Genomic DNA, 25,655 nt, shown 5'->3' with positions numbered 1-25,655 from the left:
CGCGGGGCCTGGTCCGGCTCCGCGCGCTTGCGTCCAATTGTTCTGCTGCAATTCCCGTTGCGTTGCAATAAAAGATCAAAAGTTATAACTGGACGTGCATATACTGGTTTTTCCACTCTATAATAGGCGCAGTAGGCTGGTGGGAAAGCGGACCGAAGTTCGCTTTTTTTTCGAATTGTTTAAGTACGCGCTGCGGCGCAATAAGTGGACTTGTGATGAGTAGTGCGAAAAAAAATGCAGACCGTTTGATCAAGAAATATCCCAATCGCCGTCTGTATGACACGCAGACCAGTTCCTACATTACCCTGACCGACGTCAAGCAGCTGGTGCTCGACAACGAAGAATTCACGGTGGTCGATGCCAAAAGCAATGAAGACCTGACCCGCAGCATTTTGCTGCAGATTATCCTGGAAGAAGAAGCGAGCGGCGTGCCGATGTTTTCGAGCTCCGTGCTGGCCCAGATCATCCGTTATTATGGCCACGCCATGCAGGGTATGATGGGTTCGTATCTGGAAAAGAATGTCCAGGCATTTACCGACATCCAGCGCAAATTCACGGGCAGCGGTTTCGAGGGCAAGCCATTTAGCCCGGAAATGTGGACCCAGTTCATGAACGTGCAGGGCCCGATGATGCAGGGCATGATGAATAATTACATCGACCAGAGCAAGAGCCTGTTCGTGCAGATGCAGGAGCAGATGCAGAACCAGAGCAAGACGATATTTGGCGCCTTCCCGTTCGTGCCGACCCCGCCGACCGACAAGAAGTAATCCACGTCCAGCGCGGCCAGACGGCACAGCACGCGAGTGCCTGTGCCGTTTTTGCTGCGGGCCAGGCGCCGGCAAGGGGCCGGGTATGGCCACCACAGAATAATCCAGACAGCAGGGACAGGCAGTGCAAACGGATCCACGAAGGGCGCACGTGCGGCGCATGTTGCAGGTCGACGCGTCGATCGCCGACGAGTTCGGCTCGCAGCAATGGTCGGTGCAGATCATCGACATCGCCCGCATGGGCGTGGCCTTCGTCAGCGACCACATCCTGCCGTGCGACGTGCCGTTCCTGTTCAGCTTCTGCTTCCCCGGCGACAGCGTGCGCAATGAAGTGCTGCTGACCATCGTGCACAGCACGCCGCTGGGCACGGAAGGGCGCTACCGCAACGGCGCCCGCTTCCTCTCCATCACCGACGACGCCGTCGAGCGCATCATCGATTACGTCACCTCCGACGGCATGCACATGGCCTGAGCGCCTTCAATACGGGTTGGCCGGCGACAGCTGGCCGGCCACGGCATCGACCGTCTTGTAGACGGGCAGGCCGCTCCAGTTGCCCAGGTCGAATACGGTGCTCGAATCGGCCAGCTTCCTGATTTCCACGCCATACATGGCCAGCGCGGTGCCTGCCGCGCAGGTGGACGGCGCCACGACCGGCCGCACGAAATAGACCGCGCTTTCCGTCGTAGTGGACACATTGGTCACCCGGCGCGCCGACACGCCGCCCGTACTCTGGTTGCCTTGCACCAGCAGCGCCGTTTCCACCCCGATGCCGATGCCGCGCGCCGTGGCCGCGCCGCTGCCGGCGGCCGGCAGCACGCCGCCGGGGCAACCCACGCTGCCGCTCTGGGCCACCAGGCGGGCGACAAAGGTCACCAGCCGGCCCATGCGGTCGCGCGCGTCCAGGTGCGAATCGAGGATCATGCTGTTCAGGGCCGGCGGGGCCAGGAAGCCGCCCGTCAGTGCCAGCGGGTTCGGGTCCAGCGTGATGTAGCGGTGGTAGGGATTGGCCAGGGCCTGGGCCGAGGTGACGGATCCCCTGAGCGCCGCGTAGTCGAACTGGCCCAGCACGGCCAGGCCGGCGCTGGTGCCGCCGATGGGCACATTGCGGGCCAGCAGGCCGCGCAGGGTCTGGTCGAGCGCCGTGCCTTTCCAGTAGTTGATGTAGTCGCTTTGGTCGCCGCCGGCGATGAAGACGGCACTGGCGCGGGCCACGATGGCGTTCACGGTCGGATCGTTGGCGGCGGCGATGCTGGGGATGACCAGCGTTTCGGCCGACGTCAGGCCCAGCGAGGCGCCGCCCACCCACTGGTCGGCAATGGCGCTGGAGGTGCTGAGGGAGGCGTCGCTGTAGTAGATATAGGGATCGTAAGCGTCGGTGCCGGTGGCGCGGATGACGACGAAGCGCCCGCCGGTGCCGGGCTGGATGCCGGCGCGCGTGATCATCCAGCGGAACGCCTGGTCCACATCCGGCCCGCCGCCCATCAGCACCAGCGAGGTGGTGGCGTAGGAAGAGGGCAGGTTGACGGTGGCCTGCGGGTTGCCGGTGGCGTAGTACTCGTAAGGCGGCTTGCTGCCGCCCTTGGCCGCGGCCAGGCCGGGTGTGGCGACGAAGGCGGCGGCCAGCAGCAGGGCGGCCAGGGTGCGCCAGGCGGCGCGCAGCGGAAGTGCGGTCATGGGAGGCCTCTTTGGGTAACTGTCATGGATAAAGCGTCATGTCATTGTTGCACTGTTTGGGCTGGGCGCAAGCGTCGTCTGCGCAATCGTGACGGTGTATCGGCCCGATTGTGGCTTTCCGGTCTAGACCAGCCGGTTGTCGTTGCTCGCCGGTATGGGCTGGAACGATGTATAATCCCCGATTGGCCTGAATTTTCTGAGCAAAGTAACCATGCATTCCATCTCCCGTATTCCCAAGGACGCCAGCACGCCGACCACCACCGGTGCGGCGCCGAAAGTGGGCTTCGTATCGCTCGGCTGCCCCAAGGCGCTGGTCGATTCCGAACAGATCCTGACCCAGCTGCGCGCCGAAGGCTACGAAACGGCCAAGTCGTATGACGGCGCCGACCTGGTCATCGTCAACACCTGCGGTTTCATCGACGCCGCCGTGCAGGAGTCGCTCGACGCCATCGGCGAAGCGCTGGCCGAAAACGGCAAGGTGATCGTGACCGGCTGCCTGGGCGCCAAGAAGGATGCCGCCGGCGACGACATCATCATGAAGGTGCACCCCAAGGTGCTGGCCGTGACCGGCCCGCACGCGCTGGCCGAGGTGATGGATTCGGTCCACCTGCACCTGCCCAAGCCGCACGAGCCGTTCATCGACCTGCTGCCGCCGCAGGGCATCAAGCTCACGCCCAAGCACTACGCCTACCTGAAGATTTCCGAAGGCTGCAACCACCGCTGCAGCTTCTGCATCATCCCGTCCATGCGCGGCGACCTGGTGTCGCGCCCGATCGCGGAACTGATGCTGGAAGCGGAGAACCTGTTCAAGTCCGGCGTCAAGGAACTGCTGGTCATTTCGCAGGATACGTCGGCCTATGGCGTGGACGTCAAGTTCCGCTCCGGCTTCTGGAACGGCCGTCCCGTCAAGACCCACATGACCCAGCTGACTGAAGCGCTGGGCGAGCTGGCCAAGTCCTACGGCGCGTGGGTGCGCCTGCACTATGTGTACCCGTACCCGCACGTGGACCAGATCATCCCGATGATGAGCGGCGGCCATATCCTGCCTTACCTGGACGTGCCGCTGCAGCACGCCCACCCCGAAGTGCTGAAGCGCATGAAGCGTCCGGCCAGCGGCGAAAAGAACCTGGACCGCATCCAGGCCTGGCGCAAGATGAACCCGGAATTGACCATCCGCTCGACCTTCATCGCCGGCTTCCCCGGCGAGACGGAAGCGGAGTTCGAATACCTGCTGGACTTCCTGAAGGAAGCGGAGATCGACCGCCTGGGCTGCTTCGCCTACTCGCCGGTGGAAGGCGCGACCGCCAACGAACTGGAAAATCCGGTGCCGGAAGAAGTGCGCGAAGAGCGTCGCGGCCGCGTCATGCTGCTGCAGGAAGAAATCTCGAAGAAGCGCCTGAAGGCCAAGGTGGGCAAGACCGTGCGCGTGCTGATCGACGAAGTGACGCGCAGCGGCGGCGTGGGCCGCTCCAGCGCCGACGCGCCGGAAATCGACGGCGTGGTCTACGTCAAGCCGCCGTACGAGCCGCACAAGAAGCTGGCCGTGGGCCAGTTCGTCGACGTGACCATCACCGCGTCCGACGCCCACGACCTGTGGGGCGAAGCGCAGTAAGCCTGGCTCACCCCGGAAAAAAGGCGGACCCGCTGCAAGGCGGTCCGCCTTTTTTCATACCGGTGCCATCACGTTTTCGCGGACCGGAGCGTAGCCGCCGCCGGGTGTGCGGAAGTTGGTGGTCTGGTCCTGGTACAGGCGCGCCTGTTCGTGCGCATCCCCTGTGCGCCAGGTTGCACTAGTTCGCGTACCTGGCAAATGAAACTCCCGCTGCGGACGACGTCAATCCAATTCATGCCGTGTAGTTGCTGATCTTGATAACGCGCATGCGGCGATGAAAATAGTTTGGAATTTGAACAAATTTCATCAGGCTCCGCGAATATCGTATAAAAAGCTGATAGCATGAAACTGGCTTGCTATCAGATGAAAGCGAACGGAAGCTCCTATGACGCACCCAGTTTATGCTTTTTTATCCAAGCTTTCTCTTCGCAAGAAGCTGTTGTTCAGCTATTTGCTCACCTGTCTGGTGTCGGTCATCTTCGGCAGCGTGGTTATCTTCGCGGTCGCGCAAAACACCATCGAAGCGCATTCCGAGACGGAACTGACCAACACGACCAATATCATCATGAGCATGGTCAAGAGCGCTGCCGACGCCTCGATCAAGAACAACCTGCGCGCTGTCGGCGACATGAACCGGAGCATTGTCCAGCATTACTACGACGAATTCCGGCAGGGGCGGATGAGCGAGGAGGATGCGAAGAAGAGCGCGAGCGAGATACTGCTTGCGCAGACCATCGGGAAGACAGGTTATATCTACTGCGTGGACAGCAAGGGCGTACTCCGGGTCCACCCGAAATTGACTGGCGCCGACCTGTCGAAGTACGGTTTTATTGGCCAGCAGATCAAGACCAGGGAGGGGTACCTCGAGTACGACTGGGCCAATCCCGGTGAAGTGGCGCCTCGCAAGAAGGCGCTTTACATGACCTACTTCGGGCCCTGGGATTGGATCATTTCCGCGTCGTCTTACCGCGAGGAGTTCAAGGACCTGTTCAATGTGAACGACTTCCGGAATGACATTCTGGCTATATCGTTTGGTAAAACCGGCCATCCCTATGTGATGGACAGCAAGGGCAACCTCATCATTCATCCCAAGCTTCAGGGCAAAAATATCTATGCAGAGAGGGACGCCAACAACCGGGAATTCATCAAGGAAATTTGCGCCCAAAAAGTCGGGAAAATTGTGTACTCGTGGCGGCACCCCGGGGAAAGCAAAATCGGCAAGAAGTTGGTCATCTTTAACTACATTCCCGAGTTCGACTGGATCGTCGCGTCATCGATTGCCATTGATGAGTTGGATGATCCGCTGGCGACCATCGGCTACGCGACCTTACTCACGCTGGGGCTGGTCATCGTGCTGGTCGTGCCGATCACCTGGTACCTGAGTTCATTAATCAATAAGCCTATTCAGGAAATTATGCGCGGGTTTTCTCTTGGGGAAAAAGGCGACTATTCGAGCAGAATCGACGCCGGCGGCGGCGATGAACTCGGCCAGCTTGCCGCTTATTACAACAGCTTCATGAAGAAACTGTCGGAATCGAGTGTGAGTCTCCACGCTTCCGAGGAAAAGTTTCGCCTCTTGTTCGAAAACGCGGTCGAAGGCGTATTCACGATGGCGCCCGATGGAAAATTCCTCAGCGTCAATCCCTCGCTCGCCAGAATGCTCGGTTATGAAAGCCGTGAATTCCTGTTGCGGGAGATTGCCGACATCGGTACCAAGTCTTATACCGATGCGCACGAGAATGCGCGCCTGCTTTCGGCGCTCGCCCGCAATGGCACGGTGACCAGTTTCGAAACGGTCTACCGGCGGCGTGACGGTACTTCGTTATGGGTTTCGGTCAATGCCCGGGCCTACACCAACGCCAGCGGTTCCATCACCACCATCGACGGCTTTTGCAGTGACGTGACCGCAAGGAAAATGGCCGAGGAAGCGCAGAACAAAATTAAAGAGGAGCTTGAACAGCGGGTGACCGAGCGCACTGCGGAACTGTCGAGCTACATCGGCAAACTGGAGCTACGCACCGTGCAGGAGTCCCTGTTCCAGGAAATGGGAGAGCTCCTCCAGGTATGCCACAATACCCGCGAGTCCTTTAGCATCATCAGCGAGTACGTGGGACGTTTCTTTCCGGCATGCAATGGCGCGTTATATCTTTTTGACGCGAGCAAAAGCAGGCTCGAAGAAGTTGTTTCATGGGGAGGGGGCAACGGCATCGACACGGAGTTCGGCCGGGACGACTGTTGGGCACTGCGGCAAGGTAAGCCATATAGTGTCATCGACGGCGACAAGCAGCTGTTATGTAACCACATCCAGCCGCGTGAACATCTCACTTACCTGTGCGTGCCGCTCGTTGCCCAGGGCGAAATCCTCGGTCTGCTGCATATTCAACCGCTACCTGGTGGCGACACGGGGAACCGGATCACGGCGGAGACCCTGCAAGGCCCCGCCGTCATCTTCACCAACCATCTGGGATTGTCGCTCGCCAACCTGATCCTCAAGGACAGGCTGCGGGACCAATCGATCAGGGACCCACTTACCGGCCTTTACAACCGGCGTTTCATGGAAGAATTCGCCGTGCAGGAAATCCGCAAAATCAAGCGGCATAACATGCCGCTCGCTCTTTTCATGATCGATGTCGATCATTTCAAGATATTCAATGACACGCACGGACACGACGCCGGCGACCTGGTACTCCATGAACTCGCTAACCATTTTGGCAAGTACTGCCGCGACAGTGATGTGGCCTGCCGCTACGGCGGCGAGGAGTTCGTCATTATTCTGCCGGCCTGTGAGCGGGAACGCGCCGTTGCGATCGCCCAACGACTGTGCGATGGCGTGAGGGAGCAATTGCGTATCAATTACAGGAATGAAATCCTCGCCGTGACCATTTCGATAGGCGTCGCGTGTTGCCTATCCCAGGAGCAGAGCATCGGCCAACTGATCAAAGCCGCCGATACCGCCCTTTACGCGGCCAAGCGCGAGGGGCGCGATCGGGTCGCGGTGGCGGAAAGTCAAGCGGAAAACCGGAATTAACGGGCATCGATACGCGGTTGTGAAACGGCCCGCGCGTGCTTACAAGCGATGAATAAGCGACTGCCGCCTGCCTTTTGGTGCTGGTTAAGATGAGGAACCGCCGCGAGCCGGTGCGCGTTTTTTCATATTGGCGCCATCACGTTTTCGTAGACCGGCGCGAAGCCGCCGCCGGGCGTGCGGAAGTTGGTGGTCTGGCCCTGGTACAGGCGCGCCGCCACCCATTGCACGGCGCCGTCGTAGGCGTAATTGCGCAGGTCGAACTTCAGCACCTGGGGCGGCTGCTGGGGCGAGATGGTGCGCTCGCCCGGCGTCACCAGCGCCTGCGCCACGTAGCCGCCGGCCAGGATCTCCTGCCACACGCGCTGGGTGAGCTTGTCGCCCCGGTAGGCGGCCTTGCCGCCGTAGCCGCCGAACGGCTTGAAGAACAGGCGGCGCCGTTCGCTCCACAGTCGCTCGGCGTGTTCTGGCCGCACCAGCTCCGTGCGCGGGATGCCGGCCAGCAGGATGGCGCGCTGGGACGGCGATACGCCCAGCTGCTCCATTTCGTGCGCATCGCTCAGCAGTGCCAGGTTGCGCTTGTCCGCATACAGCGCGTGGGCGCGCGGGTGGGGCGTGAGCACGGCCGCGCGCGCCAGATAGGCTGCCCGCAAGGTGGCGCTGGCCGGTGCTTCAAGCGCGAAATCGGTCAGGCGGTTGTAGACCAGGTCGATGGGCTGGTCGTCCAGCCACAGGGCGCCGTTCTCGAGACGGAACCGGTCCGGCGCGGCGATCACGGCGTGCAGGTCGTGGCGTTCGAACAGCTGCTGGAACAGCAGGAACTCCGGGTACAGGTATTGCTGCTCGGGCGCATCATCGACGATGGCGATGCTGCGCAGGGGGCGGTCGTGGCCGGCCAGCGCCCACTCGCGGCGGAACATGGCGATCATTTCCCGCTCGAAGGCGCCGGCCGTGGCCACCGGCGGCACGAGGAATTCGGCCTCCGCGCAGCAGGCGCGCTGGGCCCGCGCCAGCACGGCGTTGAGCATGGCGCCGCCGGCGTTGGTGTTAATTTCGATCAGGCCGAACTGGTTGTCGTCGGCATGGAAGTCGTAGCCCATGAAGACGCCGCGGGCGCCGGTGTCGTGGCGGGCGATGTCGGGCGCGTAGGCCAGCACGCGCTCGCGGTAGGCCGGCAGCGCCACGACCGATTCGATGGTGTGCACCAGTTCTTCCATGCGCATCAACTGTTTGGTCGAGACGAAGACGGGGCGGGCGGCGAACAGGTAGGGGCAGCGTTGCCGCACCAGCTCGTACAGATCGGGCCGCCCCAGCTGGGTCTGCAAGGCCACGCGCAGTGCATCCTGGTCCAGGCTGACGCAAAAGCAGGCGTTGTTGCGCAGGGCGACAGGCGCCAAGTGGCATGTAAGGTCGTTCATTGCGGTCGTGCTCCCGATGGGCATATGCCGCGCATGGCGGCGTCTGGCCTTGAGGCGGCAGGTTGCGGCCTCGTCGTTGATCCAGCTATCAGCCAACAGCATAAGCGGATCGTCGCCTTTACAACAGTTTCCAGATCATGGTTCAACGGAAAACAGCAAATAATGCCCTAGCGGCAATTATTCTTATCGCAATTTAGCACATTTCGGATAGACTATTTCGCTCTCGTGAAAGGACTTCCATGAAACATCTGCTACTGGCGACTGCCGCCCTTTTTTGTGTCACCCAAGCGGCGCAGGCGCTCGATAATTCCGCCGCCGTCAAAGTGACGCCGCTGATGAAAACATCGGCCAGCTGGGATGGCAAGCCGATCGCCTATCCGGCCGGGCAGCCGGAAGTGACGGCGCTGATCGTCGAAATCGCGGCCGGCGGACAGACCGGCTGGCACGAACATCAGGTGCCATCGTTCGCCTACGTGATGGAGGGAACGCTGGAGGTGACCCGCGCCACGGGCGAAACGAAAGTCCTGCATGTGGGCGACACGCTGCCCGAAGTGGTGGACACGCTGCACAACGGCCGCGCCCTGGACGGCAAGAGCGTCAAGCTGCTCGTGCTGTACACGGGGTCGTCCGAGAAGAAGCTGACTGTGGCCCATCCGGAATTCGTCCCCGCCGGGAATAAGTGAGCACATAACTTTGGACGGTGGCCGGCCGGTGAGCTGGTGCATGTCGACGCCATCATCGATGCCCGCCAGCGGCGTCCGCATAAGCTGACGCCCTTCGTTCTTTTTCGTGCGGGCAATCGACCCGTCGCTTAGTTCGGCAGGTTGACGGGCACGCCACCGACGGTCAGCGTGCGCCCGCTCAGGGTGGAGCTCAGCGTGATGGCCGGATTCTTGCATCCGACATCGAGCACGATCAGGAACTCGCCGGTGGTGGCCGTTGGCAAGACGTAGGCGGCATGGTCTTCCACCGTGCCCGCCTTGGGCGCCGGCGCCGAGCGCTTGACATAGGTCAGCCCCTGGGTCACGGGCCGGATACAGACGGCGCGGTCGACATTGAGTACCGTCACCACATTGCTGGCGTCGGCCGTCATCAGCACCGGCGTATGCATATTCCACTCGAAAGCATGGGCCACCGGCGCGGCCAGCTTGTCGAGCACCACCACGGCGTCCTGGCCGCGCAGATACCACAGCGAGCGGCGAGCCAGGCTCAGCACACCATTGTAGGCGGCCGTCGCGTCACCCTCGATATAATCGAGCGCGGACGAGGTGCCGAACGAGGTGACCCTGCCGTTGCGGGTCAGCTGCACATTGTAGGTATCGATCGGCTGGCCCAGACCGCCATCGTAGGTGATGGCGTTGTGCGCCTTGGTCTGGCGATACCAGTCGTGCCACAGGGGCGAGCCATACCAGTCATAGTAGCCGGACTCGATCAGCAACAGGCGGCCGCCACTGTTGAGCACCAGGCTGTTCTGGTCGGCGTGGCTATGGCTGTACGAACCATACTGGCTGGACTTGAAGTAGATCGAGGTGCGCAGCGGATTGGTGATATCGCTGTGCAGCGCGGCCCAGCCGATGCTGCTGTACAGCGCGCTGTTGGGCGGCGGCGTGGCCGTCGTCACCGATGCCACCGGCAGCGGATAAGGCGCCTGCAGCACCGTCAGCGGATCCTCGGTGCCGGGCAGGTTGCGCACATACCAGGCCGCCTCAGGGGTGGCGAAGCGCGAGGCGTAACCCTTCAGTTCGGTGTACACGGGGGCGGCCTCATGTTCGTCGCCGAACGTGTGGCGCAGCGAGCCGGGCGGCTGGAAATGCATGAACGACTTCATGAAACCGAGCGCCCACGGCTTTTTGAACATGTTGACGCCGGTGGCGGCCATGATCGGCTGCCACAGTGACAAGGCCGCCAGCGCCGAATGCTGGCCATACGAGGTGCCGTTGGCGAAACCGCCCTCGGCGCCGCTCCACGGCGAGGTCGAATTGACATAGGCGCGGAAGGTGAAATCGAACCAGGTGCTGGCCTCGGGAATCTCGCCGATCGCCAGCGTGGCGATCAGTGCCAGGTAGCCCTGGGCCACGGCGCCGTGCGAATCGAAGGGGAATTCGTCCAGGCCACCGTCGGGCGTGTTGAAGGCATTGTAGATGTCCGTGGTGCGCGCCTTGACCGCGGCGAGCCAGACGGCCTTGGTGGCGGGATCGAGCGCCGGGCCCAAGAGGTCGACGGCCTTCATCAGGGCCAGGTCGATCATGCGGTCGTCCAGGTCATCCTCGACGTAGGCGGTGGGCGACAATTTGACGTGGGTCGGGTCATACGTCGGATTGAGGGCGGCCAGCTCATTGCCGCGGCGCACGGCCTCGTTCAGGAACTGGCTATCCTTGGTCAGCACCCACAGCAGCGCGGACGCCTCGATCTGCCGGGTCACGTCCAGCATGGCCCAGCGGATGGCGTTGAGCTGGGAAGCGCCGGCCGAGGTCAGCGGCTGGATCGAGGTGTCGATCGGCCAGTTGGCGTCGGTGTAGGTGGGCACCGAGGTCATGCGCTTTTGCACCCCGCCGATCAAGTCCAGCATGCCCGGGCCGCGGTCGTTGATCATGGTCGTGGTCCAGGCGCTGCGCGGCAGGAAGCCGTCGGGCAGCGAGCGCGGACGGGGGCGCGCGACGATGTAATTCTTGAGCGTGGTGTTATCGGGCACCACGAACGGTTGCGAGGTGGAATTGATGACGAAGGAACGCGACGCACTCCAGTCGACCACGGCCGCCGGACGCACGCGCCACGAATAGCTGCCCGGCGCCAGCGTGGACGCGGGCAGATACCACAGGCGATTGACGGTGAAGCTCTGCACCACCGGCGTGGTGCCGTTCAAGGTCAACTCGAGCACGTAGCTGGCCGTGTTGGTCAGGCCCGGATACATTGGCCACGTGAAGGCGGGCGGATTCTGAGCCTGGACCTGGCCACTGGTGGGCATGGCACGCACCACATAGGCCTGGGGCGAAACGGACCAATCCGCGCCGTAACTGGGCAGCGAGGCAGCCGCGGCCAGCACCAGCAGCCCACGCAGCAGGGAGACAGTTTCGAATTTCATGACTCACCTCTTAGAAAAGATGCAAATGGCATGGTCGATGCAGAAGGAGGATCTGCGCTCACGCGCCCGGACGGCCACCACTGCGGTCACGGCCGGTGCCGCGCCCACCTGACGCTTGCCCGTCCTCACCGCCACCGCGTCGGTCGCCAATGGCACGTACGGAAATTTTATTGTCCCTCCTAAAAATATCCAGTAAGAATTTCGTTTTAGTTGAGTTCGTCGAATGAAAAACGACACATACCTGAACAAATGACACTGGGGCACCTCGAAAAACCTTGCCAAAGATGGTGCGATGTCGTTGTGGTAATATTAATGGTTTCCTACGATCAGAACTAGCCTGTTTGCCGACCAGGAGCGCGAAGCGAAGCGAAGCGGAACAAGCCTGGCGACGGCTGCGGCTGCTGGAGCCGCACATGGACAATTCGGCGCTGGCCGCCGCGGTCGACCGTGCCGCGCCATGTCCGAGCCGTGACATGAAGCTGATGGAACTCACTATCGGGCTTTTCAAAAGGCACCTGTTGCCTCACACCGAGACGGAACGGACAGCAGCCCGATTACAAAGGCATCTGTTATGGGCGTGACATTGTGTGCATTTTTCTGCCTATCATCAAGGTATCATTCAAATCAATAATCTTGGCAAAAAACAACGTAATGCCGCCCGTCGCAAAACGCGAATAGTGGAACAGGAGGTAATTTGAAAGAGTGGATTGGTAAGTGGGTAATGTTTGTGGCCATTGGTCACACTGCGGTGGCATCTCTATTTTTTGACAGCGCTTACCGTGAGTTGGCTGCTGACGGTTTCTATAATTCTGTAAAATCGGCAAAGACTGGATTTGCGGTCTGGTTTGCACTATTCGGAGTAATTCTATTTGTGGTAGGGATGCTTATCTCTACGATTGAGAAGAATGGGTTGCAAGTCTCAAACTCGGTTGGTGTCGTACTTTTATTGCTCACTATCGCCGGGGTCGTGTTGATGCCAGTTTCCGGTTTTTGGTTGATGTTCCCTGCAATATTTGCGATATTTTATAAGCGCACATCTGTTCTGTCCAAAGTTACTATTTAATGGCGGGCTGTCGATAGTCAGGCAGGAAACGGCCAAAAGCAGACTGAGAAAATCGAGAAAAAATGTCGGACGATAAGTCGTTAATCAAATGCGGAACTCATGGGCGCCGAACGCCAGCAGTTGTCTGCTGCCACCAGGTCAACATCCGTGACCGCATCGTTGGCTTTATCGAGAACAGCTCTGACCCCGACGATTTGCAAGCTTGGTGCGACGAGTGTGAGCAGCTCTTCCTACAAGAAGAGGAGATGACCGAAGCGTTCAGAGAGTTTAACGACTTCAAAGTAGTATGCGATTTCTGTTACGCTCAAATCAAGGAGCGTCATATGCACTTTGATGGGATGCTAGACTGAGGGCCGCCTCCGGCCAATAGCCGACATCCAACAAGTGGCGTTGTTTGCTTGTTTTTATACCTGAGCCAGTTCGCAGTAAAATTGAAGTTGGCCCTGCGGCTGGGCCTTTCAGATCTTCAGCATGAGATGTTAGATCGCAAACGTCACGTTAACTTGCAGTTTTGCGATCTATAACACGTTAGCTATCGGAGGAAAAGATGTTACGGGTGATTGGCTTCTATCGGTGGTCAGATGACGCTAGCTTCGACCATGAATACTACAACACAAAGCACATGCATCTGACTCATGAGCTTCTCACGCCATATGGACTCATACGTTTGGAGAGTGATCGTTATCTGTTGAGTGCCGCCCCAGTAAAAGGGCAGATCATTGCGGCTTCAAACGCATACTTTTCTTCTATATCAACCGCTCAAGCTGCCTTGTCGGCTGTTGGGCATCTGTTAATGGAAGACGTCAAAAATTACACGACGCTAAAACCAGAGCTTCACTTCGTCGATGTGTTCGAACATGGCTAACCATTTTTCCAGCGGACGCCTGTCGGTGCCGCTGAATAGCAACGTTGAGCTGGTTGGTAGGCGGATGTCGGACAGTTGAAGACGGTCTTTTTTTAGCAAAGAAACAGGATAGATCTGATTGCTGGCATTGAGCCAGAAAAGAGGAAAGCAGTTCGACTACAATATCCTGAGCTTTTCGATGCGCTCTCATCGCTACTGTTCAAGGTTGACCCGATTGGCATTAATTTTGAAACGAACTCGGATGAGTACGAACCAGAGGTGGGGATAATTATTCCTCGGTTGAAGCCCCCGGAGCTACGCCCGGACAAATCCCTCCGCACCACCTATAATCGCAAACGTGCCGCCACGATGGCGGCCCGTCCCGCAACCGTCCCCACGCCGCCATGACCGTGAAAAAATCCCAGCAAACCGCCCTGGTGCATACCGACTACAAGGCGCCGGAAGGTTTTGCCGCTTTCCCCAGCGCCATCCACCATGCTTCCACCGTCCTGTTCAAGAACGTGGCGGCCATGCGCTCGGGGGACTGGAAGGAGAAGAACGCCTATACCTACGGCCTGCACGGCACGCCCACCACTTTCACGCTGGAGGCGCGGCTGGCCGAGATCGAGGAGGGCCAGTACTGCCTGCTGGCGCCTAGCGGGCTGGCGGCCATCGCCATGGTGGACTTCGCGCTGCTCAAGAGCGGCGACGATGTGTTGTTGCCTGATAACGTCTACAACCCCAACCGGGAGCTGGGCAAGTGGCTCAGCGCGGACTTCGGCATCACGGCGCGCTATTACGATCCCCTGATCGGCGCCGGCATCGCGGCCCTGATCCAGCCCAACACGAAGCTGGTCTGGACCGAGGCGCCCGGTTCCGTGTCGATGGAAGTGCCGGACCTGCCGGCCATCTGCCAGGCCGCGCACGCGCGCGGGGTGCTGGTGGCGCTCGATAACACGTGGTCGGCCGGACTGGCGCTGCGCGGTTTCGAGCTGGGCGTGGACATCATCATGCAGGCCCTGACCAAGTACCAGTCCGGCGGTTCGGATGTGCTGATGGGCGCCCTGATTACGCGCGACCGGGCGCTGCACGACCGGCTGAGTAATGCCCACATGCGGCTGGGCATGGGCGTGGGCGCGGACGATGCCTATCTGGTGCTGCGCGGCCTGCCGACCCTGAAGCTGCGCTTCGAGGCGCACGATGCCAGTGCCCGCAAGCTGGCCGCCTGGCTGCAGGCCCGGCCCGAGATCGGCAAGGTGCTGCATCCGGCGTTCCAGGATTGTCCCGGCCACGAGATCTGGCAGCGTGATTTCAGCGGCGCCGGCGGCTTGTTCTCGGTGCTGTTCGATCCGGCCTACACGGAGGCGCAGACCGACCGCTTCGTCGACTCGCTCAAGCTGTTCAAGATCGGCTACAGCTGGGGCGGTGCCAACAGCCTGGTCATGCCGTACCGGATCGCGCACATGCGCAAGGACTGGCGCGACGAGGGCATCCTGGTGCGCTTCAATGTGGGCCTGGAAGATACGGTGGACCTGATCGCCGACATCGAACAGGCGCTGGCGGCCATGTAAGCGCCAGCGCCCGGCGCCCGCCGCCCGCCGTTAGAGGGCGCGCACGGGAATGCAGATGTCGCAGCTGAACTCACCGCTGGCCGGGTCGAGCGCGCTGACGGCGTCGAAGCGTTCGAAGCAGGGCCGTTCGTCGCACTGCAGGCCGCTGGACGGCAGCCATTCGCGGGTCAGCGTCATCCAGGCGTCGGCGATGGCGGCCGGCTGGCCCTTGAAGCGGGCCACCGCGTAGCGTCCGCCCGGCAGCGCGGCAATGGCGGCCTGGCCGCCGGCCTGAAAGCTGTCCGGCACCACCACGCAGGCGTCGTAGCGGCATTTGTCGGCCGGGGTCAGGACAGGGTCGTCCAGGCCCACGCCGTAGCAGGGCTGTTCCATCAGGCCGTGCGACTGCATCCACGGCGCCATGGTCTCGCGCCAGAAGGCGCCGATGCCGGGGCCGTACGGGCCAATGCGGCGCTGGTAGGCTACCCGCACGGCGGGCAGGTCGATCACTTGTACTTCCATGTTGTTTGCTCCTTGGGTTGGATGGGAGCCGTCATCTTCGCCGGGCCGGCGCCCGCGCGCCTGATCTGGCTTGCCCAGCACCTGATCCAGATTGCTATGCAGGGTGAATTTGCGCTCGCCCAGCGCGGCGGCCTGCTGCGCCAGCCGCTGCGGCGTGCCCTGGCGCCAGGCGCTGGGCGTGCAGCCGAACTTGAGCTTGAAGGCGCGCGCGAACGCTTCGCCGGAACCGAAGCCGGTGCCCAGCGCGATCTCGAGCACCGTGCCGCCCGTGCCGCAGGACAGGCGGAAGGCGGCCACTTCCAGCCGGCGCCGGCGCGCGTAGTCGCCCACCGTCTCGCCCATCCAGGCGGCGAAGATGCGGTGGAAGTGGAAGCGCGAGAAGTTGGCCACGTCGGCCAGTTGGGCCAGTTCCAGCGGGGTGTCGAGGTGGCGGTCGATGTAGTCGAGCACGCGGTTGATGCGGCGCCCGTATTCGGCGCGGCTGGCGGCGGAGGTGTCAGTGCTGGTCGGCATATTTCTTGAGCAGTTTGGCAAATTGCAGCTTGCCGGGGCCGGCCAGCCAGGTCCACATCGTTTCGACCTGGATCTGGTGGGCGGCATAATATTGGGCGTTGGCGGCCAGCCAGATATGGTCGGCGTAAAGCGGCTGTTCCAGCCGCACAAAGGCCTTGCCGTAACGGGCTGCGATGAAGGCGTCCATGTCGCCGGCCGCAATCAAGGGCACGGCCACGCCGTCGACGCGGTGCAGGCGCAGCTTGTCGAAATTGCTGGTGATGTTGGTGGCGCCGCTGTCCACGCGCAGGCCGTCGTTACGCATGCGGCCCAGGTAGATGGAGCCCAGTACGTTGCCCAGTACATGGTCGTGGAAATAGGTGGCTGGCTGGGCGGCGCGCCCGGGGCCGTCGTCGGCCCGCACGAAGATGACGAGCAGTTGCTGCACCGAGCGGTCCAGGTCCAGCTGGCCCGTCCTGTCGCGCGGGAAGACGATGTTGGGCTGGCTGGCGCTGTTGGCGTTCTGCGGGGCGAAGTCGACCTGGCCGTCGGCCAGCGTGGCCATGATGCGGGCGTTCGGCACCCGTTTGAGCGCGACGGGACAGCCGGCGCTGGCGCCGAACCTGCGCAGCAGTTCCACGCTGGCGCCGGGCGGCTCGGGCACTTGCTCGCCGCTGCCCAGCCAGTATGGCGGGAAGTGCTGGTCGATATAGGCGATGCGCAATGGCTGGCAGCCGGCGCCGGCGGCGGGGGCGAACAGGCACAGGCACAACAGGACAAGCAGGGGGCGGAAGGGCATGCGGTGTCGGGACTCGGGCAACAAATTGCACGAATTATAGGCGCTTTCGACAAATATGCCCGCGCCGCGCTGGCCTCCATGGGATTTACTCGGGCATGGGGCGGTTCTGGTTCAGCGCGCTGATGCCGGCGATCAGGCGGTAGGCCTTCCACAACCAGGCGCCTATCCACACCAGCCAGGCCAGCGGGATGCCGATGATGGTCAGGAACAGGGCCACGCCGACCGCCATCCACACCAGGTACCACCAGAACGAGCGGATCTGCCAGCTGTGGTGGCTGTGGACGAAGGTGCCTTCCGTTTCGGGCCGCTTGACGTAGTTGATGATGAGCGGGATGAAGGAAAACGCCCCCAGTGAAAACAGGAAGCTGACGGCGTGGCCCAGGTAGAGCCACCATGCCAGGTTCTTGGCCGAGTCGAGGCGGTCGTCGAGTATCAGTTGTTGTGACATGCTAGCTTCCTTGGTGTGGTTGTTAATTTTTATTTTCTCATAACGCCATGGCGCGCGGTAGCGCCGGCCGTACTGTGTGCGGCCGCTGGCGGCGCGTCCGGGGCGGGCAGGATGGACTGGCAGCGCAGGCGGCGCACCATCGCGGATGGCGGCCAGCAGGGCTTGAAGGTCGCCGGCGCCAGCGCCGGCCTTGGGCGGCGCGGCGCGCGGCAGGCCGCGGGTCGCGGTGAGAAGGCTTGTGGGGTAGGGGCGCGGCCGTCATCTGGCGGCAGGCAGGAGGCCAGGGCCTCGCGTGCGGCGAGGGCGCGGGCGAGGCCGGTGCGGCGGGCGTGTGCCGCCATGAACCGAATGGCGGCAACGGCGGCAATGGCGGCCTGGAACTGCTTTTTCATGTGGGAAGCCAAACGTCGAATCTCGTAATCGGAAATCAAGCATGCAAAATATGCAAGCAATGTATTCTAATTAAGAATTCGCCGTTTGTCTGCCCCTAGGCAATAAAAATTGTTGCGTGTAAATCCGCAATGGCCCGATCAGGCCAGCAGCGGCAGGATGCCGTCCAGGCCGACGAAGTTGAGCGCGACGCTGGCTTGCTCGCGCACCACGGGCTTGGCGCGGAAGGCCACGGACAGGCCGGCGATGCCCATCATTTTCAGATCGTTGGCGCCGTCGCCCATGACGATGGCCTGGCTCGGCATGATACCGAGCCCGGCGCACACGCGTTCCACGGTGCGCTTCTTTTCGTCGGCGTCGACGATGCCGCCGATGACCTTGCCCGTCAGCTTGCCGTCGACGATTTCCAGTTCGTTGGCGTGGGTGTAGTCCAGGCCCATGCGTTCCTTGAGCCGGCTGGTGAAGAAGGTGAAGCCGCCCGACACCAGCAGCGTCTTCAGGCCGGCCGCCTGCACCGCCTTGAGCATGGTTTCGGCGCCGGGCGACAGGCGCAGGCGTTCTTCGTACACGCGTTCCAGCGCCGACGCGTCCAGTCCTTCCAGCAGGGCCACGCGGCGCGTCAGGCTGGCGGCGAAATCGAGCTCGCCGCGCATGGCCGCTTCCGTGATGGCCGCCACCTGCGGCTTGAGGCCCTGCATGTCGGCGATTTCGTCGATGCACTCGATGGTGATGAAGGTCGAATCCATGTCCATCGCCACCAGCTTGAATTCGTTCAGGTGGCGGATGCCGACCATGTAGGTGGCGTCGAGCTGGGCGGCGTGGGCCGCCACTTCTATCGTCTGGCGCAGGGCGGGCGAGAAGGAGATGCCTTCGCAGCGCAGGGCGCGTTCGCCCAGCCAGGTGATGTTGGTGGGCGCGGTCAGCGCGGCGATGCGCTCCAGGCGGGCCTTGCAGTCGTCCAGGCCTTGCAGGACCAGGTTCATGGAGGTGTTGGCGTTCGTCATAAAGTCGGTTCGTTCCCGCTAGGCGGTCAGTTGTTTGATGGCGTTCTTGATGTGGGTGACGCGTGCGGCCAGGTCCGGCATGGTGGCCGTGATCTTGAGCTTGTCCTGGCCATTGAGCTTGATCTGGCGGTTCTTCTGGATCAGTTCAATGATGCGCATCGGGTCGATAGGCGGCTTGGGCATGAATTGCAGCGTGGCGGCCTCGCCGTGGGCGTCGATCTTGACGATGCCCACGGTACGGGCGGCGATGCGCAGGCGGTGGGTTTCCACCAGCGCCTTCACGGCGTCGGGTAGCTTGCCGAAGCGGTCTATCATTTCTTCCTGCATGTCGTCGACCTTGCCCGCCGTCTCGCAGTTGGCCAGGCGCTTGTAGATCGACAGGCGTTCGTGCACGTCGCCGCAGAAGTCGGCCGGCAGCAGGGCCGGCACGTGCAGGTTGATCTCGGTGGTGGACGAGAGCGGCGCGGCCAGGTCCGGCTCCTTGCCGTTCTTGAGCGCGCGCACGGCTTCGTTGAGCATGTCGGAGTAGAGCTGGAAGCCGATCTCGGTCATTTCGCCGGACTGGCTGTCGCCCAGCACTTCGCCGGCGCCGCGGATTTCCAGGTCGTGCATGGCCAGGTAGAAGCCGCTGCCCAGTTCTTCCATCTGCTGGATCGCGTCCAGCCGGCGCTGCGCCTGCTTGGTCAGGCCCTGCACGTCGTTCACCAGCAGGTAGGCGTAGGCCTGGTGGTGCGAACGGCCCACGCGCCCGCGTAGCTGGTGCAGCTGCGCCAGGCCGAACTTGTCGGCGCGGTGCATGATGATGGTGTTGGCCGTGGGGACGTCGATGCCGGTCTCGATGATGGTGGTGCACAGCAGGATGTTGAAGCGCTGCGCCACGAAGTCGCGCATCACCTTTTCCAGGTCGCGTTCGTGCATCTGGCCGTGGGCCACGGCGATACGGGCCTCCGGCAGCAGCTCGGTCAGCATGGCCATGCGGTTCTGGATGGTCTCCACCTCGTTGTGCAGGAAGTAGACCTGGCCGCCCCGTTTCAGCTCGCGCAAACAGGCTTCGCGGATGATGGCCTCGCCCTCGCTGCGCACGAAGGTCTTGATGGCCAGGCGCTTTTGCGGCGCGGTGGCGATCACGGAGAAGTCGCGCAAGCCTTCGAGCGCCATGCCCAGCGTGCGCGGGATGGGCGTGGCCGTCAGCGTCAGCACGTCCACTTCGGCGCGCAGGGCCTTGAGCGTTTCCTTCTGGCGCACGCCGAAGCGGTGTTCCTCGTCGATGATGACCAGGCCCAGGCGGGTGAACTTGACGTCGTCCGACAGCAGCTTGTGGGTGCCGATGACGATGTCGAGCGTGCCGTCGGCCATGCCCTTGATCGCTTGCGTGATCTCCTTGCCGGTGCGGAAGCGCGACATCTCGGCGATGCGCACGGGCCAGTCGGCGAAGCGGTCGGCAAAGGTCTGGGCATGCTGCTCGGCCAGCAGCGTGGTGGGCGCCAAAATGGCGACCTGCTTGCCACCCATGACGGCGATGAAGGCGGCGCGCAATGCCACTTCCGTCTTGCCGAAGCCGACGTCGCCGCACACCAGGCGGTCCATCGGCTTGCCCGAGGTCATGTCCTTGATGACGTTGTTGATGGCTTCGGCCTGGTCGGGCGTCTCGTCAAAGCCGAAGCTGTCGGCGAAGCGCTCGTAGTCGTGGGCCGAGTATTCGAAGGCGTGGCCCTGGCGCAGGGCGCGCCGGGCATACAGGTTGAGCAGCTCGGCGGCCGTGTCGCGCACCTGTTCGGCCGCCTTGCGCTTGGCCTTTTCCCACTGGCCCGAGCCCAGCGTGTGCAGCGGCGCGTCTTCCGGCGAGGCGCCCGAGTAGCGCGAGATCACGTGCAGCTGCGATACCGGCACGTACAGCTTGGTGTCCTTGGCGTATTCCAGGTGCAGGAATTCGGTCTCGCCTTCGCCCAGGTCCATGCTGGTCAGGCCCATGTAGCGCCCGATGCCGTGGTTGATGTGGACCACCGGGTCGCCGATCTTCAGTTCCGACAGGTCGCGCACCATCGATTCGACCTGGGTCACGCCTTCCTGCTTCTTCTTGCCTGCGCGGCGGCCGGAGCCGGCGTACAGTTCCGTCTCGGTGATGAAGATCAGGTTTTCATCGGGCGTGGACAGCTCGAAACCGGCGTGCAGCGGGGCTACGCCCAGGGCCAGCTTGGCGTCCGATGTGGCGAAGCCCAGGTAGCCTTCCACCGGCGTCAGGGCCAGGCCGAATTCGGTGAAGTACTGCTGCAGCGTTTCGCGCCGGCCGTTGGACTCGGCGCAGATCATCACGCGCCGGCCGGCCTGCAGCAGGTAGGCGCGCAGGTTGGTGAGCGGGTCTTCCGTGTGGCGGTTGACGGCGATGTTGGGCACCGGCGCCGACAGCTCGGAGGCGGGCGCGGTGGCGTCATGCGCGATGGCGAGGCGGCCGAAGGGCTTGGCCAGCGTGTAGAACTGCTCGTCCGACAGGAACAGCGCTTCCGGCGCCAGGATGGGGCGTTCGCGGTCGGCCTTCAGGAAGCGATAGCGCGAACCGGTGTCGGTCCAGAAGCGCTGGATGGCGCTGTCGATGTCGCCCACCGTGGCCAGGGTGGCGCCTTCGGGCAGGTAGTCGAACAGGGTGGCCGTCTCGTCAAAGAACAGCGGCAGGTAGTATTCGATGCCGGCCGAGGCGATGCCGCTGCTGATGTCCTTGTAGACCACGGAGCGCGACGGGTCGCCCTCGAACTGCTCGCGCCAGCGGCTGCGGAAGGTGGTGCGGGCCGCGTCGTCCATCGGGAATTCGCGGCCCGGCAGCAGGCGCACCTGCTTGACCGGGTACAGCGAGCGCTGGGTATCGGCGTCGAAGGTGCGGATCGATTCGATGGTGTCGCCGAACAGGTCGAGCCGGTAGGGCAGGGCCGAACCCATGGGGAACAGGTCGAGCAGGCCGCCGCGCACCGAGTATTCGCCGGGCGACATGACCTGGGCCACGTGGGCATAGCCGGCCAGGGTCAGTTGCGACTTCAGGCGCGCTTCGTCCAGCGTTTCGCCCTGCTGGAAGAAGAAGGTGTAGCCGGCCAGGAACGATGGCGGCGCCATGCGCACCAGCGCCGTGGTGGCAGGGACCAGCATCACGTCGCACTGGCCGGAACTGATCTCGTGCAGCGTGGCCAGGCGCTCGGACACCAGGTCCTGGTGCGGCGAGAAGGCGTCGTAGGGCAGCGTTTCCCAGTCCGGCAGCAGGTGGCAGCGCAGCTGGCCTTCGGCAAACCATGGGATCTCGTCCAGCAGGCGCTGGCCGTCGCTGGCGTTGGCCACCACCACGGCCAGCATGCGGCCCTGGGATTTGAGTTCGAGCGCGCACTGCGCCAGGGCGTAGGCATCGGCCGAACCATGCAGGGCGGGCAGTGCGAAACGGGTGCCGGACTTGGGAAGGGATTTTTTTAAGTCGAAGGACATGCAGGCTGCTACACAATAGTACGGTTAGGCGCACCGCCCACAGTGGCAATGCCGCTGGCCACATTATAGACGATGCCACAAGGGGGCGTCGCCGGCCCGGGCCGGGCCGCACGGAGCGGGCTGCGCAGGCCGGATCGAACAGGCCGGATCGAACAGGCAGAACCGGCGTGGCCGGCGCGGCGCGCGTCAGTCCGGCTGGCGCAGGTTGGCCACGCCGAACGGCACATGCACCATCGGTATGGTGCCGCCGGCCGACTTGAGGTGGCTGAGCTGGTCGTCGAAGAAGATATGGGGTTTGAACACTTCCAGCACGCGGGCCTTTTCCATCCCGCCCAGGAAGAAGGTCTCGTTGGCCGACACGCCCCAGCTCTTGAGCGTGGTCACCACCCGTTCGTGCGAGGGCGCGTTGCGGGCCGTGATGATGGCGATGCGCAGTATTTTGCGGTAGCTCGGGTCGCGCCGCAGCTGCCTTTCCTCCATGCGCTGCATCAGGGCCAGTTTCTGGAACAGGTCGGCCAGCGGGCCGGGACGGTGGGGTGTGGCCACGTGGCGCCGTTCGTGGGCGTGGAATTCGTCCACGTCGTTGTTGCGCTTGAAGACGGTTTCGGCCTCGTCGTCGGCGATCACGCCGTCGAAGTCGAAGGCCACCCGCAGTTCGCCGTCGGACTCGTCGTCCTCCGTGCGCGAGGGCAGCACCAGCCCGGCCGGATGGTTGGCCGCCAGCGCGCTGCGCACGTCGTCCTCGTTCGCGCTCAGGAACAGGGCCGTGTTGAAGGCGGGCAGGTAGGCATGGGCCGACTTGCCGGTGACGAAGCAGGCGCGCGTGATGTCGAGCCCGTAGTGGGCGATGGAGTGCATCACGCGCAGGCCCGTTTCCGGCGAATTGCGCGAGAACAGTACCACCTCCACCGGCAGGTGGCGTGCGAACTGCTTGTTAATGTCGAGGAAGCGGCGGATGAAGGGGAAGGCCACCCCCTTGCCGAGGATGGCGTCGTGGTGCTGTTCCTGGTACTTGCGGTAGGCTTCCTCGCCCTGTTCCAGGTAGACCTGGTGCGAGTCGGTCAGGTCGAACAGGGCGCTGGAGGCGATGCCGATGACGAGTTTGTTCTGGATCGGATAAACCATGGAGCTCCGTTAGGCGGTTCTTGGCTGGACGCAGCCGGGGCGGGGCAGTGCGCGCCCAAGCTTGTCGAAAAAGCCAAGTGTAAAGCAGAATCGCTCTGGCGTATCATGGGCGGACAAATTCCCGTCCCGCCATCCCATGAATCCAGGCGCTACCCCATCGCTGCCGGCCAGCATAGGCGGCTATCCCGTGACGGCGCTGCTGTCGGCGCGCGCCGGCCGCGCCACGTTTGCCGGCTACGATCCCGGCAGCGGCCGGCCGCTGCTGCTCAAGCTGGGCAGCCCGTCCGACGCGCTGCTGGCGGGGCTCCACCATCCCCACCTGGTCACGCTGCTGGCCGCGGGCACGGACAACGGCCAGCCATATTCGGTGCTGGAATGGGTGGCGGGCCGCGCGCTGCGGGCCGTGCTGGCCGAGGGCACGCCGCCTTTGGCGCAGGCGCTGGCCTGGATGGCCCAGTTGCTGGCGGCCCTGGACTACCTGCATGACGCCGGGATCATCCACTGCGACATCACGCCGGCCAACCTGCTGATCCCAGCGCCGGCGCTGTTGAAGGTGACGGACTTCGGCCTGGCCGCCAGGCAGGGGCAGGGCGGCAGCGCGGCCGGCACCCCGGCCTACATGGCGCCGGAGCGCATGCGCGGCGCGCCGGCCGACGCGCGCGCCGACCTGTACGGGGCCGGGGTGGTGCTGTACCAGCTGCTGACGGGGCGCCTGCCGTTCGAAGGCAACGCCGGTGCCGTGGTGCAGCAGGCGCTGGCGGCGCCGCTGCCGCCGCCATCCCGGCAGCGGCCGGCGCTGGGGCCGCGTTACGATGCCGTGCTGGCGCGGGCGCTGGCGCGCGATCCGGCGCTGCGCTTCCAAAGTGCAAGGCAATTTGCCGCCACCCTGGCGAGCCTGCCGCCGGACTGAGCTTGCTGCACCGCAGCACGGCACGGCGGCACGGCCCGGCAAAACTGCGTGGGCCGCCGGGGCGGCATGCCCTGGATGGGGGAGTCACGTTTCTACAACGGTGACACAGCTCAAAGCGGCCCCGACCTAAAATTATTTTTCCGATATCTATTGGGTTTTCTAGTATAGTCGAACACATTGTTGAAAACTTGACAGGCACCCCAGCCACACCAGTTTCAGCGTCACCCCGCCTTCAAGCTTCAGGCTTCAAGCTTCATGCGCCGGCAAGCAGTCCGGCGCAGCGTTCGTATCCGCTTCAGTCTTGCCAGTATCGGTAGTACGGTCTTTGTTTCGCTGCTTCATTCTGAAAGTCTTAACGTCGTCGACGCGAGGTTCTGGATAGATATGGGTATGGTGAATATAGATGCGCTATTGCAGGAGGTGGACCCGGCGTCGCCGTGCGGTCCCAATCTTGAATATGATGCCGGATTCCTTGAGCTCGAGCAGGCCTTGCTCGGCAAGCCCGAAGTCCAGTACGGCGACACCATCACGCCGGCCGTGCCGCCCGAGTGGAAACTGGTGCAGCGCCTGGCCGGCGAACTGCTCGGGCGCAGCCGCGACCTGCGGCTGGCCGTGGCCATGCTGCGCGCCCAGCTGGCGCTGCACGGCATGGCCGGCTGCGCCGACGGCCTGCGCCTGATCGAAAGCCTGCTGGTGCAGCGCTGGGACAGCGTCCATCCCCAGCTCGATCCCGACGACGACAACGATCCCATGTTGCGCATCAATTCGCTGGCCGTGCTGGCCGACGGCGCCACCTTGCTGCGCGAACTGAAGGAGGCGCCGCTGATCGTGCTGCCGGCGCTGGGCCCGGTCAGCCTGCGTACGCTTGAAATCGCCAGTGGCGAGGTGCCGCCGCCGGACGGCGAGTCCAAGGTCGAACTGTCGTCCATCGAAGCGGCGCTGCGCGATGCCGACCCGGACCAGGTGCAGGCGCTGCGCACGGCCCTGACCCAGGCCCACGAGAGCGCCGTCAATATCGAAACCCTGCTGGTGCGTCAGGTGGGCAGCGCCCAGGCGCTCAACCTGGACCCGCTGGTCAGATACCTGCGCCGCGCGCGCGACTTTGCCAATTCCGGCGCCGCCGAGGCCGTGGCAACGGACGCGCCGGCCGCCGAGGACGCGGGGGGCGCCCCCGCCGCGCCGGCCGCCGACGGTGCGGCCCGCGCGCCGGCCGCCATCAGCGGCGAGATCGCCAGCCGGGCCGACGTGGTGCGCATGCTCGACAAGATCATCAAGTACTACGCCCAGAACGAGCCGGCCAGTCCCGTGCCGCTGCTGCTGGGCCGGGCCAGGCGGCTGGTTCCCAAGAATTTCTTCGAGGTGCTGGAAGACCTGGCGCCCGACGGCATCGCGCAATTGCTGGTGGTGAGCGGTCCGCGCGACACGCCGGAGCAGTAGCAGGGCAGCTTGCCGGCGTGCGCCGCGGCG

General features: G+C 63.2%; 21 protein-coding genes. 11 read left to right on the top strand and 10 right to left on the bottom strand.

From position 1 onward, the window contains the following. Positions 1-215 precede the first annotated feature (215 nt). On the top strand, positions 216-767 hold the full coding sequence (gene phaR / locus AC3WOS_RS19340) for a polyhydroxyalkanoate synthesis repressor PhaR (protein WP_492717675.1): 552 nt from the start codon (positions 216-218) through the stop codon (positions 765-767). A gap of 124 nt (positions 768-891) precedes the next feature. Next, positions 892-1,239, top strand: a complete 348-nt coding sequence (locus tag AC3WOS_RS19335) for a PilZ domain-containing protein (RefSeq protein WP_492717674.1) — start codon at positions 892-894, stop codon at positions 1,237-1,239. 6 nt (positions 1,240-1,245) lie between these two features. On the opposite strand, the gene AC3WOS_RS19330 is transcribed toward AC3WOS_RS19335, so the two are convergent. After that, complete coding sequence (locus tag AC3WOS_RS19330; protein ID WP_492717671.1) at positions 1,246-2,442, bottom strand: cyanophycinase; 1,197 nt, start codon at positions 2,440-2,442, stop codon at positions 1,246-1,248. Between the two features lie 211 nt (positions 2,443-2,653). Between AC3WOS_RS19330 and rimO the strand changes: the two genes are divergently transcribed. Together rimO and AC3WOS_RS19320 are read left to right on the top strand one after the other, a co-directional pair. Next, complete coding sequence (gene rimO / locus AC3WOS_RS19325; protein ID WP_492717670.1) at positions 2,654-4,054, top strand: 30S ribosomal protein S12 methylthiotransferase RimO; 1,401 nt, start codon at positions 2,654-2,656, stop codon at positions 4,052-4,054. A 385-nt stretch (positions 4,055-4,439) separates the two neighbouring features. Continuing rightward, positions 4,440-7,082 carry a diguanylate cyclase gene (locus AC3WOS_RS19320; protein ID WP_492717669.1) on the top strand — a complete coding sequence of 881 codons (2,643 nt, stop codon included), beginning with the start codon at positions 4,440-4,442 and terminating at the stop codon, positions 7,080-7,082. A 122-nt stretch (positions 7,083-7,204) separates the two neighbouring features. On the opposite strand, the gene AC3WOS_RS19315 is transcribed toward AC3WOS_RS19320, so the two are convergent. Continuing rightward, entirely contained in the window at positions 7,205-8,497 is a 1,293-nt protein-coding gene (locus AC3WOS_RS19315; RefSeq protein WP_492717667.1) for a hypothetical protein, read from the bottom strand. 239 nt (positions 8,498-8,736) lie between these two features. Between AC3WOS_RS19315 and AC3WOS_RS19310 the strand changes: the two genes are divergently transcribed. Beyond that, positions 8,737-9,180, top strand: a complete 444-nt coding sequence (locus AC3WOS_RS19310) for a cupin domain-containing protein (protein ID WP_492717665.1) — start codon at positions 8,737-8,739, stop codon at positions 9,178-9,180. 128 nt (positions 9,181-9,308) lie between these two features. On the opposite strand, the gene AC3WOS_RS19305 is transcribed toward AC3WOS_RS19310, so the two are convergent. Beyond that, complete coding sequence (locus AC3WOS_RS19305) at positions 9,309-11,579, bottom strand: heparinase II/III domain-containing protein (RefSeq protein WP_492717663.1); 2,271 nt, start codon at positions 11,577-11,579, stop codon at positions 9,309-9,311. Between the two features lie 694 nt (positions 11,580-12,273). On the opposite strand from AC3WOS_RS19305, the gene AC3WOS_RS19300 reads away from it, so the two are divergent. From AC3WOS_RS19300 to AC3WOS_RS19285, 4 genes are all read left to right on the top strand, one after another. Next, positions 12,274-12,642, top strand: coding sequence for a DUF6463 family protein (locus AC3WOS_RS19300; protein ID WP_492717662.1), 369 nt, complete (start codon positions 12,274-12,276; stop codon positions 12,640-12,642). Between the two features lie 62 nt (positions 12,643-12,704). Next, positions 12,705-12,992 (top strand): hypothetical protein, encoded by a 288-nt coding sequence (locus AC3WOS_RS19295; protein WP_492717660.1) that lies wholly within the window; start codon positions 12,705-12,707, stop codon positions 12,990-12,992. A 197-nt stretch (positions 12,993-13,189) separates the two neighbouring features. Beyond that, a complete protein-coding gene (locus AC3WOS_RS19290; protein ID WP_492717658.1) occupies positions 13,190-13,507 on the top strand; it encodes an EthD family reductase in 318 nt (105 codons plus the stop codon). 383 nt (positions 13,508-13,890) lie between these two features. Then, a complete protein-coding gene (locus AC3WOS_RS19285; RefSeq protein ID WP_492717656.1) occupies positions 13,891-15,057 on the top strand; it encodes a cystathionine beta-lyase in 1,167 nt (388 codons plus the stop codon). Between the two features lie 30 nt (positions 15,058-15,087). Here AC3WOS_RS19285 and AC3WOS_RS19280 read toward each other — a convergent pair whose 3' ends face one another. From AC3WOS_RS19280 to AC3WOS_RS19250, 7 genes are all read right to left on the bottom strand, one after another. Then, complete coding sequence (locus AC3WOS_RS19280; protein ID WP_492717654.1) at positions 15,088-16,071, bottom strand: AraC family transcriptional regulator; 984 nt, start codon at positions 16,069-16,071, stop codon at positions 15,088-15,090. Further along, complete coding sequence (locus tag AC3WOS_RS19275; RefSeq protein WP_492717652.1) at positions 16,055-16,849, bottom strand: hypothetical protein; 795 nt, start codon at positions 16,847-16,849, stop codon at positions 16,055-16,057. Before AC3WOS_RS19275 ends, AC3WOS_RS19280 begins: the two co-directional genes overlap by 17 nt. Before the next feature lie 85 nt (positions 16,850-16,934). Continuing rightward, positions 16,935-17,297 carry a DUF4870 family protein gene (locus AC3WOS_RS19270; protein ID WP_492717650.1) on the bottom strand — a complete coding sequence of 121 codons (363 nt, stop codon included), beginning with the start codon at positions 17,295-17,297 and terminating at the stop codon, positions 16,935-16,937. A 29-nt stretch (positions 17,298-17,326) separates the two neighbouring features. Then, a complete protein-coding gene (locus tag AC3WOS_RS19265; protein ID WP_492717648.1) occupies positions 17,327-17,689 on the bottom strand; it encodes a hypothetical protein in 363 nt (120 codons plus the stop codon). Between the two features lie 138 nt (positions 17,690-17,827). Continuing rightward, positions 17,828-18,670: a phosphoserine phosphatase SerB gene (gene serB / locus AC3WOS_RS19260; protein WP_492717724.1), complete on the bottom strand. Its 843-nt coding sequence runs from the start codon at positions 18,668-18,670 to the stop codon at positions 17,828-17,830. A 39-nt stretch (positions 18,671-18,709) separates the two neighbouring features. Then, the gene (gene mfd, locus AC3WOS_RS19255; protein WP_492717646.1) at positions 18,710-22,153 is read right to left on the bottom strand and encodes a transcription-repair coupling factor; all 3,444 of its coding nucleotides are present in this window, start codon (positions 22,151-22,153) and stop codon (positions 18,710-18,712) included. 186 nt (positions 22,154-22,339) lie between these two features. Continuing rightward, positions 22,340-23,278 (bottom strand): 5'-nucleotidase, encoded by a 939-nt coding sequence (locus AC3WOS_RS19250; RefSeq protein ID WP_492717644.1) that lies wholly within the window; start codon positions 23,276-23,278, stop codon positions 22,340-22,342. A gap of 136 nt (positions 23,279-23,414) precedes the next feature. Here AC3WOS_RS19250 and AC3WOS_RS19245 point away from each other — a divergent pair, with 136 nt between their 5' ends. Together AC3WOS_RS19245 and tssA are read left to right on the top strand one after the other, a co-directional pair. After that, positions 23,415-24,188, top strand: a complete 774-nt coding sequence (locus AC3WOS_RS19245) for a serine/threonine-protein kinase (protein WP_492717642.1) — start codon at positions 23,415-23,417, stop codon at positions 24,186-24,188. A gap of 390 nt (positions 24,189-24,578) precedes the next feature. Beyond that, entirely contained in the window at positions 24,579-25,625 is a 1,047-nt protein-coding gene (gene tssA / locus AC3WOS_RS19240; RefSeq protein WP_492717640.1) for a type VI secretion system protein TssA, read from the top strand. Positions 25,626-25,655 lie beyond the last annotated feature (30 nt).

Source organism: Rugamonas sp. FW305-51 (assembly GCF_058786935.1).
The sequence above is the reverse complement of the archived record's forward strand: the minus strand, read 5'-3'. Positions and strand labels throughout refer to the sequence as shown.